Raw genomic sequence first — 13,883 nt, forward strand, 5'->3', positions numbered from 1 at the left:
CGGGGATCAGGCCGAACTGACGTCCTTCAGCGGCGTGCGGGCGGGTGACGAGGCGGCCGCTCCGCCCCCTCCCACGGCCTCGTGGAAGCCGGTGAGCCCCCGTAGCAGCGCCTTGCGGCTCGTCGGTGACATGTCCGCGATGACCGCGAGCAGGGCCTCCTCACGCTGGGCCCTGAGGTCCCGCAGGTACGCCTTGCCGTGCGCGGTCAGGTGCAGCTCCAGCTGCCGGCGGCTCACGGGGCTGGGCAGCCGCTGCACGAAGCCCAGCGCCTCCAGCCGGTCGCACATGCGGCTCACCGAGGGCGGTGCGGAGCCGAGCAGCTCGCCCAGGGTGCGCAGGCTGATGCCCTCCTCGCGGTCCAGGCTGTACAGCACGCGCAGCTGACTCGCCGAGACGGGTGTCGACGACACCATGTCGCGGCCGCGCTCCCACAGCACCTCCAGCAGCTCGATGAGCTCCCGGGCGGACTCGGCCGTCCGCTGCGGTTCCCGCGGCGGCGGGGCGGGGTTGCCGTTCATGCCTGCCGACCCTCCTCGGACGTCCCGGGCCGGGAACAGCGGCCTTGCGACGGACCGGTCATCTCCACATCTCTCCAGAAGGCGGTACGGATCCGGTGGATCGACACGCGACAGTGGGAGGCGCACTGCGCGGGGCGGCACCACACCTCCTCCTGGACTCCCTCCGTACCAGTCTGGCGCACCAGCACGCCGCGACCTCCGCCGACCTGCTGCTCGTCGACTACGGATTCACGACCCTGCGCCCCGTGGAGCCCGTCCAGACACCTGCCGGGATGCCGCACACGCCCGTGGACGCGGGCCCAGCCGGCCGCGTCTTCCGCACCCAGCAACCATATCTTTTCCGTGATGGCGGGCCCACGGCGACCGTTTACCTGCCCGTCACGGTCCGCGGCGACCGATTCGGCGTCCTGGTCGTCGTCCTGCCCGCGGACCGGTCCACCCCGGAGACCACCGCGAGCCTCGCCCCGGTCGCCGAGGCCCTCGGACACGCCCTGCGCGTCGCCGACCGCCACACCGACCTGTACCGCCGCACCCGCAGGACGCACGCCCTCAGCGTCGCCGGGGAGATGCAGTGGGACACCCTGCCGGGCCGGGCCTGCGCCGGACCGGCCTTCGACCTCCACGCCCACTGGGAGCCCTCCTACACCTCCGGAGGACACCTCCTGGACTGGAGCGCCACCGACCGGCACCTGGTGATCGTCGTCGCCGACGGCGCCGGCCCCGGCACCCCGGCCGCCCTGGCGAGCACCCTCGCCCTGACCGCGATCCGCAACGCCCGGCGGGCCGGCCTCGACCTGGTGACCCAGGCCAGCCTCACCGACCAGGCGCTCTACGGGCAGTACCGCGGCGAGCACCCGCTCTCCGCCCTGCTGCTCCGGCTCGACCTGACCACCGGCGAGGCCGAGGTGGTGGACGCCGGGTCGCCGACGCTCTGGCGTGTCCGCTCCACCGTGACCGAGCGCATCGAACTGGACCGCCAACTGCCCCTGGGCATGTTCGAGGACACCGTCTACACCCCCCAGCCCTTGCGCCTCCTGCGCGGCGACCGGCTGGTCTTCGTCGCCCACGGCACCGGAGAGCCGACGGCCGGCGACGGGCACGAGGCGCCGGACGGTCCCGTCGCCCGCGCCCTCGCCGGCGCACGCCGCCGGAAGGGCGCGGACGTCCCCCGGGCCGTCGTACGGGCGCTGCGCGGGACACCCCGTGGCGCGCCGGACGCCGTCCTCGTACTCTGCCTCGACTGGCGCGGCCACGAGGCCGGAACCCCGGGCGAGGGACGGCGCGGGGTGCCCACCCCGACCGCCCCTGCGTCCCCTTGACGCGCTGTCGGCGGGTGTGATCCGCGCGCGGGCGGTGTGGAAACCATGAAGAGGGGAAATGCGGGTACGAGGAAGCCCAGCCGCCGACCCAGGACGAGGGGAGTGTCAGCGTCATGACGGACGCGATCACCGCGGAGCGCGCGGTTCCGGAGCCCCTGCTGTCCGCGGGTGCCCTCTACGACGACGCCTCCGGCGGCGGGGCGATCGCCTCTGCCCGCGCCTTCACGGCCGACTTCCTCGCGGCCGCCCCGATCGTGCTGCCCGGACCGGTCGTTCAGGAGCGCGTCGAGCTCGCGCAGCTGGTGGTCAGCGAACTGGTCACCAACGCGATCCGGCACACGGCCGGCCCCTGCCGGCTCCTCCTCGAACTGGGCCGCGACATCCTGGAGATCTCGGTCTTCGACCAGGAGGCCGCCGCCCCCGTGCCCCGCGGCCACGACCCCCGCCGCATCGGTCAGCACGGCGTCGAGATCGTCGTCGCCGTCTGCGAGAGCGTGACCGTGGAGCCCGCCCCCGAGGGGAAGCGGGTCCGCGCCCGCCTCTCCCTCCTGCCGGAGTACGCCGACACGGCGCCCGCGCCGGACCGACGATCGCGCTGACGCCACGCCGACGCACCGGCACCTGACCGGCGGGCCGGTCACCGGCGGTTGTCCGCCCTGAGGCGGGCCCGGCGTGCCAGCGAATGCCGCTCGGCCTCGGTCAGGCCGCCCCACACGCCCGAGGGCGGGTGCGGTTGCGCGAGGGCCGAGCGCAGGCACGGTTCGCGTACCGAGCAGCGCCCGCAGACCCTCTTGGCCTCCTCCGCCTGGGCGAGGGCGGGGGAGCCGGTCCCCACCGGGAAGAACAGATCGGGGTCGACCTCCTGGCAGGCCGCGGCCGTACGCCAGCTGTCCATGTGAGCCTCCTGGCACGTGAGTAGGGATTCGTGTCCCCGTTCGCCTGACCGTTCGTCCGTCCGTGAAACCCGGGTGTGACGGCGGCATCCCGAGCGGTGTGCCTCGAAGGGCGCGTGCATCGCGGGTCCCTGACGGACTTTCACGTTCTTCACCCGATCGCGACACCATCGGCACATCCAGCACGGCGGCACGAGGTGTAACAGGGGCGGGACGGGTCAAGCGGACACCGCACCCGCTCGCTGACAGCCTCTCAGCCGGAGGAACCCATGCCCCAGCACCCCGTCGCGCCGCTCCCCGCACCCCGCGTCCTCACCCAGCCCATGGCCATGGAACTGCTCACCCCGGACGTGGCGGTCCCGATCGACACCACCGTCGGCTACGACTCCCGCGACCCGCACGCCCTGAGCATCACCTTCCACCTTTTCGACGAGGACCCGGTGGTGTGGCGAGTCGACCGCGAGATGATCCTCACCGGATCGCGCCGGCCCACCGGCCACGGAGAGATCCGGCTCGGTCCCGCCCCCCACGGCGGACTCCTCCTGCGGCTCGGGCCGGCGGGACAGCGCGCCCTCGTCAGGTGTGAGCAGGAGGCACTCGGGCGCTTCGTGCGCGAGACCTTCGTCGCGGTGCCGCAGGGCACGGAGGAACGCCACATCGACTGGGGACCGCTGCTCGCGTCCCTGAGGCGCTGAAGTGCGCTACGCCGGACCGCCGTACGGGGCCGACACCCGTCCGCGTACGGGGTCCGCGGAGCGGCGCGACCAGTTTTGAGGTTCTGTCTGAAGTTGATGGGCGTGGACGTGAGAAGTGCGGGTAGGCGAGCACCCTCAGGGCTACGCGTCCCGATGAGGAATACACGTGAAAGGGGAATGGTGTGACGGTCACCACGATGTCGACCACGGGAGTCGAGTCCGGAGCGGGGACGCTGCCGCAGATCCCGGACACGTTGGCGGTCGCGCCCAAGGACGCGAGGGTCCTGTCGAAGGTCTTCTTCCAGGAGCTCGCGACGCTGGAGGAGGGGACGCACGAGTACCAGTACGCGCGCAACACCCTCATCGAGATGAACATGAGCCTGGTCCGCTACGCCGCCGGGCGGTTCCGCCACCGCGCCGACGAGATGGAGGACATCGTCCAGGTCGGGATGATCGGCCTGATCAAGGCGATCGACCGGTTCGAGCTGTCGCGGGAGGTCGAGTTCACCACCTTCGCCGTTCCCTACATCGTCGGCGAGATCAAGCGGTTCTTCCGGGACACCTCCTGGGCGGTACACGTACCCCGCCGGCTCCAGGAGGCCCGGGTGGAGCTGGCCAAGGCGACCGAGGAACTCAGCACCCGCCTCGGCCGGACGCCGACGGTCAAGGAGCTGGCCGACCTGATGAGCCTCACCGAGGAGGAGGTCACCGAGGCGCGGCTGGCCTCCAACGGCTACAACTCCTCGTCGCTGGACGCCGCCCTCGGCGGCGAGGACGAGGACGGCGACGCCTCGCTGGCCGACTTCATCGGCAGCGAGGACCCCGCCATGGCGCTGGTGGAGGACTTCCACTCGCTGGCCCCGCTCATCGCCGACCTCGACGAGCGCGACCGCCGGATCATCCATCTGCGGTTCGTCGAGGAACTGACCCAGGCTCAGATCGGTGAACACCTGGGCTGCTCGCAGATGCACGTTTCGCGGCTGCTCGCGCGCACCGTGAAGCGCCTGCGCGAGGGCCTGCTGGGCACCGGCGCCGGCTGATCCGGTTGGTCCGGCTGATCCGGCCGGCCGCACGGCTCCAGGGTTCCCGCACCGGACGCGTCTGCCGGTGCGGGAACCCTGGAGCCGTTCTCATGCGGGCGGGTGCTGGCCCCGGCCCACCGGAGGCCCGGCCAGCGGCGTGGGGGAGAGCGCCGACGGCTCCTCTCCCGGTTCCAGGAGGGTGTCGGCGGCCCCCACGATCAGGGGATCGGGCCGGCCGACGACCTCGGCGTCCTTGTTGGCGTAGTCGACCCGCCACAGCAGATAGCGCATCGCCTCCAGCCGCCCCCGGCGCTTGTCGTTGCTCTTGACGACCGTCCACGGCGCGTCGGCGGTGTCGGTCGCGCGGAACATCTCGATCTTCGCGGCGGTGTACGCGTCCCACAGGTCGAGCGAGGCCAGATCCGTCGGCGACAGCTTCCACTGGCGGACGGGGTCCACCTGCCGGATCGCGAACCGGGTGCGCTGCTCAGCGCGGGAGACCGAGAACCAGAACTTGACCAGGATGATGCCGTCCTCGACCAGCATCGACTCGAAGGCCGGGCACTGCCGGAGGAAGAGCGCGTGCTCCTCCTCCGTGCAGAAGCCCATGACCTTCTCGACACCCGCGCGGTTGTGCCAGGAACGGTCGAAGAACACGATCTCGCCGTGCGCCGGCAGGTGCGGGACGTACCGCTGGAAGTACCACTGTCCCGCCTCCCGCTCGGTCGGCTTGTCCAGGGCGACGATCCTCGCCCCACGGGGGTTGAGCCGCTCCGTGAAGCGCTGGATCGTGCCGCCCTTCCCCGCGGCGTCCCGCCCCTCGCAGATCACGACCAGCCGGGCCCCCGTCTCCCTGACCCAGCGCTGCAGCTTCAGCAGCTCGATCTGCAGGACCCGCTTGGTCCGTTCGTACTCCCGGCGGCTGACCTTCCGGTCGTAGGGGTAGTTCTCGCGCCAGGTCCGGATCGGTCCCCCCTGCGCGTCCAGCAGGACGGGCTGCTCCGGCTGGCTGGTGTCCACCCTCAGCCCGGCCAGCAGGTCGTCGGCGGGGTCGTCGGCGTCGCTCATGTGTCGGCTCCTTCGGCCGGGGCGTGGTCGGGGTGGCCGGGAGTGCGGCGCTCCCGCTGGAGCCGGGCCTCGAAGCGGTGCTCGTGACCGCCGGCAAGGGCCGAGACCGCGGTGCGCTCCAGTTCTCGGAACGGCTCGTAGTAGGTCTCGTTGTAGGCGTCGACGATCTGGTACGTCCAGTGGCCCGGCATGACGTTGCGCCCCAGGATCTCGGTCTCCACCCGGTCCGCCCAGGCGTGGTGCCCCGCCCTCCGCAGCAGCCCGACCGCCCGGTCGAGCTCGAAGTCCGCGGTGCCGGTCAGCTGGTGGAAGCCGTACAGATGGCCCCGGGCGCGCTCCACGGTCTCCAGGGCCTTGGACAGCGAACCGAGGGCCTCGACCGTGGGGGCGTCCGGGGCGGCGGGGCCCGGGCCGTCCCGGTCGTCGTCGTGAATGCTCATAGGGGCCCCTTGCCCCGTCGGCGCACCGGCACCAGCGTGACTGCCGACACATCACCCGGACGGCACGGTCGGGCCGGACGGCGCCCCGCCCCGCGGAACACCCTCCGGCCCGGCGGATCCCGCTCAGACGAAGGTCACGGTCACCCGCTCGAAGCCCAGGCCGCGCAGCAGTTCCCGCAGCATCGCGGCGGTGTTCCGTTCCGCCCGGGACGTCAGGTCGGACTCGCGGGCCGCGTCGCCGATGCGCCGGGCGGCGAGCACGTGGACGGCCTGCTCGCTCGCGGGGTTGTCCGAGAAGAGGTCGCCGATCCGGTCGAGCAGACCGCGCTGCTTCGACACGGCGTACGACCGCTCCGGATCGAGGGCCGGATCGGCCGGCCGGGCGTGCGGCAGCCGGAGGGTGGCCTCGGTCCGGTCGGCGTCGACGGTCACGGCGTCGTCCCCGAGGCCGCCGAACTCGACGTAGGCGGCGACGCTGCCGATCGCCACGTACAGGGTGCGGGTGCCGCGGATCGCGTCGGGCAGGAACCGCGCGTCGTGCTCCAGGTCGACCACCACCTGGTAGGTCCCCGCCGCCCCCTCGTACCGGCTCAGGTCCTGGACGGACTTCAGGACGGCGGGGCCGGAGCGGTCCTTCACGTCCGTGCCGAAGACGTCCAGGCCGGGGACCCGGAGGAACTGGCCGATCAGCATGAGGGCGACGGCGAGCACGAGCAGGACGACGGCGGCGAGGGGCCACCTCCCTCCGGGGCGCTTCCACGAACGGCGGGTCGGCGGGGGTCTGTTCTCGGTCTCTTCTCCCATGCGGGCCGGATGCCCGAGCCCGCCGCTTCCACACCCAACTCCGCAGAAAACGGGCTCTGTTGGGGCCCGAGGGGAGGGTGGTTCGGAGGTGAGTGCCTCCGAGGACCGCAGGGCATGCGGTCCCCCAGCGGGGGTACGTGGGATCCGTTCACGCGAGGACGCCAAGGGGAGGAGACGGCTCATGTTCGGTCGGAGAGCGTCGAAGGGACGGGGCGGTGTCCCCGCCGGAGGGGACGGCGGGGACGGGGGCGACGGGAGAGGTGGGGGAAGTGGGGGAGACGCGGGGGGTACGGGCGGCGTGGCGCCGGCCGGCGGGAGCCCTGAGCGCAAGGACCGGGACACCGCGGCGCCTCGGGCCGCAGCCGCGGTCGCGGTCCGGCGCGGCCCGGGTCGGTTCGTGCGGGCGCTCGTCGCCCTCACGGCCCTCGCGGGCATGGTGGCGTTCGCCGTGGTCCTGGCCCGGCTGACGCTGGAGGCCTCGCCGACCTCCGTGCCCCTCACCCACAGCAACCTGACGCCCGGGCGCTCGATCGAGGCCTACCTCGGCCGGCCCGCGTTCGTGGACACGGTCAAGCAGCTCGGGGGCAACATCCTCCTCGGCGTCCCCTTCGGGCTCCTGCTGCCGCTGCTGTCCCGCAAGGCCCGCGGCTTCCTCCGTGTGGCGCTCCTCACCGCTGCCACCATGCTGCTCGTGGAGCTGGTGCAGGGGGCGCTCGTCACGGGCCGCGCCTTCGACATCGACGACGTCCTCCTCAACACCACGGGAGCGCTGCTCGGCTACGTGACCGTCGGCCGGCGGCTGGGCCGGGCCGTGCACCCCCGCACCCGCCCCCACTGGTGGCAGCGCCGGCGCCGGGCCCGTACCTCGGGATGACCAGCCGGGACGACGGGCTCCGGCGCAGGACCGACCGAGGGAGTACCCGCCGGGGCGTGGCCGCGGGGACGCCCGTACTGAGGGACGCCGGTGCCCCTCGAAACGATCCTTTACCGGCCGGCCCACTCCCTGTCCTGGGGCCGAGAAGCCGCCGCCTCTGCCCCACGAGGGGGCGGTCTCTCAGACCGCCCCCGCCCGCAGGTCGTCCAGGACCGCGCGGGCCGCCCGCCCGCCCGAGGCCAGCGCGCCCTGGACCGAACCTGTCGCCCGATGATCCCCGCACACGTACCGACCGGGTGCCCACCGCACGGACCGGGACAGCGGCATCGGGCCCGGCATCGCCGGCAGCGCGTCCTGGACCGTGACGCGGTGGACCGGCTCCCAGTCGGCCGTGTCCGCGCCGTACACCTCGCCCAGAGCCGCGAGCACCGCCGCCGTGTCCGACGGTCCGGGGGAGCCGAGCACCGACGTGGACACCAGCGCCCGGCCGTCGGCGGCGAATCCGGGCTGGACGGCGGTGAGGACGCAGGTGTTGAGGAACCTGCGCGCGGAGTCGACGACCAGCACGGGCTCGTCCAGGGGAGGCCGGTCGGCCGCGTGGTACAGCGTGGTCACGGTCCTCCCGTCCGGGACGGGAAGTCCCGGCAGCAGCTCGGCCGCCACCCGCTGCCCGGTGGCGACGACGACCGCGCGGGACCGCACCTCGCGCCCGTCGGCGAGGACCACGCCGTCCGGCCCCAGCGCGGTCACCACGGATCCGGTGCACGGCACATTCGGCGGCAGCCGCGCGGCGAGCTGGGCGGGCACGGCGCCGATCCCCTCGGCCGGGAGGCACAGGGTGCCGCGCAGCATGCTCCGCCACACCAGGTGGAAGAAGCGCGCCGAGGTCTCCAGCCGGTCCTCCAGGAACACGCCGGAGAGGAACGGTCGGAAGAACGTCTCCACGAGCTGCGGCGACACCCCCGCCGCGGCCAGCGCCTCCCGCGTGGTCCCGTCGGCGCCGCGCCGCAGCACGGCCGCCGGCGCCAGCGCGTCCCGCGCCGACAGGACGGAGAGCGCGAGCAGGTCGCGGCCCGACGCGAGCCGCCCCGGCAGCAGGTCCCGGGCGTCGCCGGGGCGGCGGCTCGGATCCGTGAACCGGAGCGGCCCGCGCTCGGTGTGCAGGAGAACCCCCGGTGTGAACGGTCGCAGCCTCAGGGGCTTCAGCCGCACCCGCCGCTTCACCTGCGGATACGAGGTGTTGAAGACCTGGAAGCCGCGGTCCACGGTGAAGCCCGCCACCCGGTCGGTGCGCATCCGGCCGCCCACCGCGTCACCCGCTTCCAGGAGCACCACTCGCAGGCCCGCCGCGCACAGGTCGGCGGCGCAGGCGAGGCCCGCGGCCCCCGCTCCGACGACCACCGCGTCGTACCGTGTTTCGCCCGTCGTCCTCTTCATGCCGTCCTCTCCACGTGTCCGCGAGGTCGCCCTGCCCTCGTGCCGTGGCCCGGGCGCGCGCCCCCGGCGGGGGCGCGCGAGCGCGCGGAGCCGTCAGGGCGGGCCTGCGCCCCGCTGCCGCTCCTTTTCGAGGAGGGCGGACAGGTCCCGCAGCCGGTCCGGTCCCGCCACCTGCCGGGACATCCGGCCGTCAACGGGCAGGCGTCCTCGCCGACCCGCCGGTCGGGCCGGTAGGGGCACGGCCCGCACAGGTCGCTCATGCGCCGGAGCGCGTAGCCGCCGAGAACCGTCGGGCGCGGGATGGCCCACAGGGCGAGGCGGGCCTTCGCCCTGTGAAGGCGCCGACGGCGAAGGACGGAGCGGGCTTCGATCATCACCACGGGGGCGCCGGGCGCGGGCCCCTCCGCGCCCGGCGCCGGGAAGGCAGGCCTCAGCCGGCCCCCGAAGATCCGGTGCGTGTCCGTCATGCCTCCTCCGTCCGCCTCCGGGACGTCCTCGACGACATCCAGGTCGTGCTCGGCGACCTCCGGGCGGTACCCGAGGACGTCGGGCACTCCCCGACGACGACCGGCCTCCCGCACGCCTCGTCCTTCTCTTCGCCCCGGGCGCGCCCGCCGGATGCATCGATGCCCGGTTCGGGGCGCCCCGCCGCCTCCGTTGTCCGCTCGGCGGCGGAACTGGACACGAGTCCAGCGACCCCGCCGAAGAACCGCAGGCCCTCATGCCCCCTTCCGGGAACCGGAAGGACGTACCGCGGTCGCCCTGGGCGCGGCCCGCGGGCCGCGCCCAGCCAGAGCAGGTTGTGCGCGCTCTCCCGGCTCGGTGGCGGGGCGTGTGCCCTGACGTCCGCGACGGGAGGCCTTCGGTGGCCATCGGCTCCGCGGGGTCGTGGCCCGTGCCGTTGCCAGGCCCGTTCCGTACGCTGGCGGCATGCGCATGCGTCCCACTCTGAGCTGGACTCCGCCCCAGGATCTGCCGCCAGGCATCACGGATCCCGAGCCTGTCGCCGAGGTACTGAGGGCCGGCGGTGTGCTGGTGCTCAGCGGGGCGGGCATGTCCACGGAGTCGGGCATCCCTGACTATCGGAGTGAGGGCGGGAGCCTGCGGCGGCATACGCCGATGACCTACCAGGAGTTCACGGCCAGCGCCCGGGCCCGGCGCCGGTACTGGGCGCGCAGTCACCTCGGCTGGCGCACGTTCGGCAGGGCCCGGCCCAACGCCGGGCATCGGGCTGTGGCGGCGTTCGGGCGGCACGGTCTGCTCTCGGGTGTGATCACCCAGAACGTCGACGGCCTGCACCACGCCGCCGGCAGCGAGGGTGTGGTGGAGCTCCACGGAAGCCTGGGCAGGGTCGTCTGCCTTTCCTGCGGCGCTTCCGGCTCGCGCCGGGAGCTCGCCCGGCGGCTGGAGGAGGCCAACGCGGGGTTCGCGCCGGTGGCCGCCGGACTGAATCCGGACGGCGACGCCGACCTCACCGACGAGCAGGTCGGGGACTTCTCCGTGGTGCCCTGCTCCGCGTGCGGCGGCATCCTCAAACCGGACGTGGTGTTCTTCGGCGAGGCCGTTCCGCCGCAGCGGGTCGAGTACTGCCGAGAACTGGTCGACGCGGCGACCTCGCTCCTGGTCCTGGGCTCCTCGCTGACCGTGATGTCCGGGCTGCGGTTCGTGCGCCAGGCGGCCCAGACGGGGAAGCCGGTGCTGATCGTCAACCGGGACCCCACGCGGGGCGACCGGCACGCCGTCGCCCGCGTCGCTCTCCCACTGGGGCCGACCCTGACCACCCTGGCCGGCCGACTGGGCGTCCCCGTTGACGGCGGGGCACCGGCGGCCTGAAGCGGCGCGTCCTGCTCTCGGCGGAACCGCCATCGGGACCGGCCTGAACGCCGACGCCGGTTCGCGCGGCTTGCGGTGGCGCATCTGGCGAGCGTCACGCCGGCCCCCGTCCGCTCGGCCCGCCGGTCCGTCGAGAGCACCCGGGAGTGGGGGGTCAGTTCAGCGGTTGTCCGCAGTGGACCGCGAAGGACCCGGCCCGGCGGTGCCGGGGCGGGTCCGCGAGCGGGGCGGCCGGTCTTCACACCGGGCGTCTGTCGAAGATCCGACGCTCTCGTCAGCTCTTGGTCAGGGTGCAGGTGTACGTGGAGGTTCCGCTGCCGCTGTAGGCCTCCACATCGACGTAGTACGTGCCGGTACCGGAGGTGGTTCGGGTGAAGGTGAGGGTTTCGTCGGTGCCGGCGCCGTCGTTGACGGAGCGCTCGAGGGTGCTGCCGGCCGAGTCCAGAAGGTAGACGTCGGCGTCGTACGCGGCAGGGACGGCGCAGTTCAGGGTGGCGGTCCGGCCGCCGGCCAGAGCGACCTTGAAGTAGTCGCGGTCGCTGGTGGACTTCATGCTGCCGGTCAGGGTGCCGGGGGAGAAGAGGGCGGTGGCGTCGTCGGCCGTGTCACGGGTGTCGTTCGGCTCGCTCTCGGCGAGCGTGCTCCCGCCTTGGCTGCCGCAGTTCGTCAGGGGCGTGCCGTTGTAGAGGTTGGCGTCGGTCACCCCGTTGGTGACGCTGCGCAGGTAGTAGCCGCAGGCGGGCCGGTTCTTGAAGTCGAACGTGCCGCCCGGCGTCAGCCGCCAGATCTTGAAGCCTGAGTACGTCAGGGGCTTGCGGTCGACGGCCTGCTCGGGTTGGTGGTCGGCGAGGACCACGTAGGCGTCCTTGCCGTACTGGGTGGCCATGCCGTTGCGGTCGATGAACAGTGAACCGCCGCCCTCCTCGACGCCGACGCCCCAGGCGGCGCCTCCTGTCGTGAGGCCGTCCTTCACCGCGCGGGCGAGGAACGCCATGGTGCGGCCCATGCGGTCGCGGGTCACGAAGTGGGAGTCGTTGACGACGCCGCCGTAGTCGGCCCACTGGAACATTCCGGTGGTGAAGCTGATGTAGCGGTCGTAGGGGTTGGCGAGTGCTTCGGCGCTGGTGACGCTGCCGTTGCAGGCGTCGTAGACGACGGGGCTGTTGATGTGGTGCCCGGCGCTTCCGCCGCCGGAGCCGCCGCCCTTGGCGACGACGGATTCGACGGACGCCTCGAGCGCGGTTCCCTTCCAGGCGGCGTACCGGCATTGGTCGCCGCCGGCGAAGTAGACGAACTCGGCGTTGCGGACGTCCGTGTTGACCTGACTGTTGTTCCCGTCGGTGGACGCGGTGAGCGTCCACGTCGTACACGAGTTCACGCCGGTCAGGCCCGTGACGGTGTCGCACTCGGGGGTCTTGCTGCCCGAGGTGGGCGCCGAGCCGGCGAGGACGACGACGTCGATGCTGCCGGTGCCCCCGCGGATCTCGTCGATGGCCCGGGTCATCGACGCGGCGACGACGCCGCCGGCGCCGTTCATCGTGAAAGCGGGACCGTTCCACGAGGCGCGACTCACATCCGAGGTGCTGCCCAGCCGGATCCTGTCCGCGGCCGCTTGGGCCGGCTGCTGGCTCGTCGTGGCTGCGGTCAACGCGATCAGGGCGACGGCGAGTGATGCGGTCTTGCGTGAGAGACGTGGCGTCATCTGCGCTCCAGGAAGAGGGATGCGTGCGGCGCCGCGGACGGACGACGTCAGGACGGCGGTGTCCGACGCGGCTGGTGAGGTTGGTAGCGGAACATACAAGCCATCCGTCAGAAGGGAAAGATGTAAGGCCGCAGGGACTTCTCCCGTCCGAGAGAGTGCCGAAATATGGGTTCAAAAGGACGTCAAACCCTGCGCAGAGGCTTCAGGGTGCCGCGTTACAGCAAAGTAACGTGAGTTACATCTAGCCAGGAACCTGATTGATATGTAACTTCTCTGCTGTGGCCGACGGCCAGAATCCGCCGGCGAAGAATCCTCGAGAGGATCCACCCCGATGAACACGCGTCTCGCCCACCGGGCAGCGGCCGCCGCCGTGGCGACCACAGCGCTCATGTCCCTCTCCGCATGTGGGGGCGACGGCTCCGCCCCCAAGGCGGCCGACAAGGTCTCCGTCGCCGGTGTGGAGATCAAGAAGGACCAGTCCCTGCACGACATGCTGCCCGAGGAGATCAAGAAGGCCGGCAAGGTCAGGGTGGCCACCGACGTCCCCTACCCGCCCTTCGAGATGTTCGTGAAGGAGGGCGGGAGCGAGCTGACCGGCCTGGACTACGACCTGGGACAGGCGCTCGGCGGCAAGCTCGGTGTGACGTTCGCCTTCACGCCGCAGAAGTTCGACGGCATCGTCCCGGCCATCCAGGCCGGCAAGTTCGACGTCGCGATGTCGGCCATCACCGACAACAAGGACCGCCAGAAGGTCGTGGACTTCGTCGACTACTCGCAGTCCGGATCGGGCATCCTCGTTCCGGAGGGCAACCCGGCCGAGATCACCACGTTGGACACCCTGTGCGGACAGAAGGTCGCGGTACAGGCCGCGACCAACCAGCTCGACCTGCTGAAGGGGCATCAGGAGGCCTGCGTGAAGGCGGGCAAGGGGAAGATCGACATCCAGACGTTCCCCAAGGACTCCGACGCCCAGCTCGCCCTGCGCTCCGGCAAGGCGGTCGCCCAGGTCCTCACCAAGCCCGCCGCCGGCTGGGTCGCCAAGACCGCCGATGAAGGCAAGGCCTTCGACCTGGTCAACGACCCCGAGGCGCCCGGCGGCTACAACGCCTCGCCCAACGGCATCGCCGTCAGCAAGGAACTGCCCGAGCTGACCGACGCGATCCTCAAGGCCCTGCAGGCCCTCCTCGACGACGGCACCGTCGCGGCGATCTACAACCAGTACGGCGTCGCGTCGATCGCCGTCCCCAAGGCGACCAAGAACGCGGCGGTGGACTAGA

General features: G+C 72.5%; 14 protein-coding genes and 1 pseudogene. 7 read left to right on the forward strand and 8 right to left on the reverse strand.

Features of this window, described 5'->3' with window-relative positions; genetic code table 11:
• Nucleotides 1-6: 6 nt before the first annotated feature.
• On the reverse strand, nt 7-519 hold the full coding sequence (locus ACIA8N_RS13465) for a MarR family transcriptional regulator (protein ID WP_365787653.1): 513 nt from the start codon (nt 517-519) through the stop codon (nt 7-9).
• Nucleotides 520-614: 95 nt separating this feature from the next.
• Between ACIA8N_RS13465 and ACIA8N_RS13470 the strand changes: the two genes are divergently transcribed.
• Together ACIA8N_RS13470 and ACIA8N_RS13475 are read left to right on the forward strand one after the other, a co-directional pair.
• Complete coding sequence (locus ACIA8N_RS13470) at nt 615-1,838, forward strand: GAF domain-containing SpoIIE family protein phosphatase (RefSeq protein ID WP_365787655.1); 1,224 nt, start codon at nt 615-617, stop codon at nt 1,836-1,838.
• 113 nt (nt 1,839-1,951) lie between these two features.
• Complete coding sequence (locus tag ACIA8N_RS13475) at nt 1,952-2,437, forward strand: ATP-binding protein (RefSeq protein WP_365787657.1); 486 nt, start codon at nt 1,952-1,954, stop codon at nt 2,435-2,437.
• A 38-nt stretch (nt 2,438-2,475) separates the two neighbouring features.
• Here ACIA8N_RS13475 and ACIA8N_RS13480 read toward each other — a convergent pair whose 3' ends face one another.
• Nucleotides 2,476-2,733, reverse strand: a complete 258-nt coding sequence (locus ACIA8N_RS13480) for a WhiB family transcriptional regulator (RefSeq protein ID WP_365787659.1) — start codon at nt 2,731-2,733, stop codon at nt 2,476-2,478.
• A 267-nt stretch (nt 2,734-3,000) separates the two neighbouring features.
• Between ACIA8N_RS13480 and ACIA8N_RS13485 the strand changes: the two genes are divergently transcribed.
• Together ACIA8N_RS13485 and ACIA8N_RS13490 are read left to right on the forward strand one after the other, a co-directional pair.
• Nucleotides 3,001-3,426 carry an SsgA family sporulation/cell division regulator gene (locus ACIA8N_RS13485; protein ID WP_365787661.1) on the forward strand — a complete coding sequence of 142 codons (426 nt, stop codon included), beginning with the start codon at nt 3,001-3,003 and terminating at the stop codon, nt 3,424-3,426.
• A 182-nt stretch (nt 3,427-3,608) separates the two neighbouring features.
• A complete protein-coding gene (locus tag ACIA8N_RS13490; protein WP_399416298.1) occupies nt 3,609-4,466 on the forward strand; it encodes an RNA polymerase sigma factor SigF in 858 nt (285 codons plus the stop codon).
• Nucleotides 4,467-4,556: 90 nt separating this feature from the next.
• Here ACIA8N_RS13490 and ppk2 read toward each other — a convergent pair whose 3' ends face one another.
• The 3 genes from ppk2 to ACIA8N_RS13505 form a co-directional block, all read right to left on the reverse strand.
• Complete coding sequence (ppk2, locus tag ACIA8N_RS13495; RefSeq protein WP_365787665.1) at nt 4,557-5,516, reverse strand: polyphosphate kinase 2; 960 nt, start codon at nt 5,514-5,516, stop codon at nt 4,557-4,559.
• Complete coding sequence (locus tag ACIA8N_RS13500) at nt 5,513-5,956, reverse strand: hypothetical protein (protein WP_365787667.1); 444 nt, start codon at nt 5,954-5,956, stop codon at nt 5,513-5,515. The genes ppk2 and ACIA8N_RS13500 overlap by 4 nt, the downstream gene beginning before the upstream one ends.
• Nucleotides 5,957-6,079: 123 nt before the next feature.
• Nucleotides 6,080-6,760: a DUF4230 domain-containing protein gene (locus ACIA8N_RS13505; RefSeq protein ID WP_399416300.1), complete on the reverse strand. Its 681-nt coding sequence runs from the start codon at nt 6,758-6,760 to the stop codon at nt 6,080-6,082.
• Between the two features lie 298 nt (nt 6,761-7,058).
• Between ACIA8N_RS13505 and ACIA8N_RS13510 the strand changes: the two genes are divergently transcribed.
• On the forward strand, nt 7,059-7,634 hold the full coding sequence (locus ACIA8N_RS13510) for a VanZ family protein (RefSeq protein WP_365787668.1): 576 nt from the start codon (nt 7,059-7,061) through the stop codon (nt 7,632-7,634).
• 180 nt (nt 7,635-7,814) lie between these two features.
• Here ACIA8N_RS13510 and ACIA8N_RS13515 read toward each other — a convergent pair whose 3' ends face one another.
• Both ACIA8N_RS13515 and ACIA8N_RS13520 read right to left on the reverse strand, forming a co-directional pair.
• A complete protein-coding gene (locus tag ACIA8N_RS13515) occupies nt 7,815-9,071 on the reverse strand; it encodes an NAD(P)/FAD-dependent oxidoreductase (RefSeq protein ID WP_365787670.1) in 1,257 nt (418 codons plus the stop codon).
• Nucleotides 9,072-9,370: 299 nt separating this feature from the next.
• A pseudogene (locus ACIA8N_RS13520) lies at nt 9,371-9,538 on the reverse strand (cryptochrome/photolyase family protein); the annotation flags it as partial.
• 463 nt (nt 9,539-10,001) lie between these two features.
• On the opposite strand from ACIA8N_RS13520, the gene ACIA8N_RS13525 reads away from it, so the two are divergent.
• A complete protein-coding gene (locus ACIA8N_RS13525; protein ID WP_365781079.1) occupies nt 10,002-10,904 on the forward strand; it encodes an NAD-dependent protein deacetylase in 903 nt (300 codons plus the stop codon).
• A gap of 274 nt (nt 10,905-11,178) precedes the next feature.
• Here ACIA8N_RS13525 and ACIA8N_RS13530 read toward each other — a convergent pair whose 3' ends face one another.
• On the reverse strand, nt 11,179-12,606 hold the full coding sequence (locus tag ACIA8N_RS13530) for a pre-peptidase C-terminal domain-containing protein (RefSeq protein WP_365781077.1): 1,428 nt from the start codon (nt 12,604-12,606) through the stop codon (nt 11,179-11,181).
• Between the two features lie 331 nt (nt 12,607-12,937).
• Here ACIA8N_RS13530 and ACIA8N_RS13535 point away from each other — a divergent pair, with 331 nt between their 5' ends.
• Entirely contained in the window at nt 12,938-13,882 is a 945-nt protein-coding gene (locus ACIA8N_RS13535; RefSeq protein WP_365781076.1) for an ABC transporter substrate-binding protein, read from the forward strand.
• The last annotated feature ends 1 nt before the right edge of the window (nt 13,883 follow it).

Origin of the sequence: Streptomyces sp. NPDC051822 (genome assembly GCF_044452745.1) — a bacterium.
Classification (GTDB): domain Bacteria; phylum Actinomycetota; class Actinomycetes; order Streptomycetales; family Streptomycetaceae; genus Streptomyces.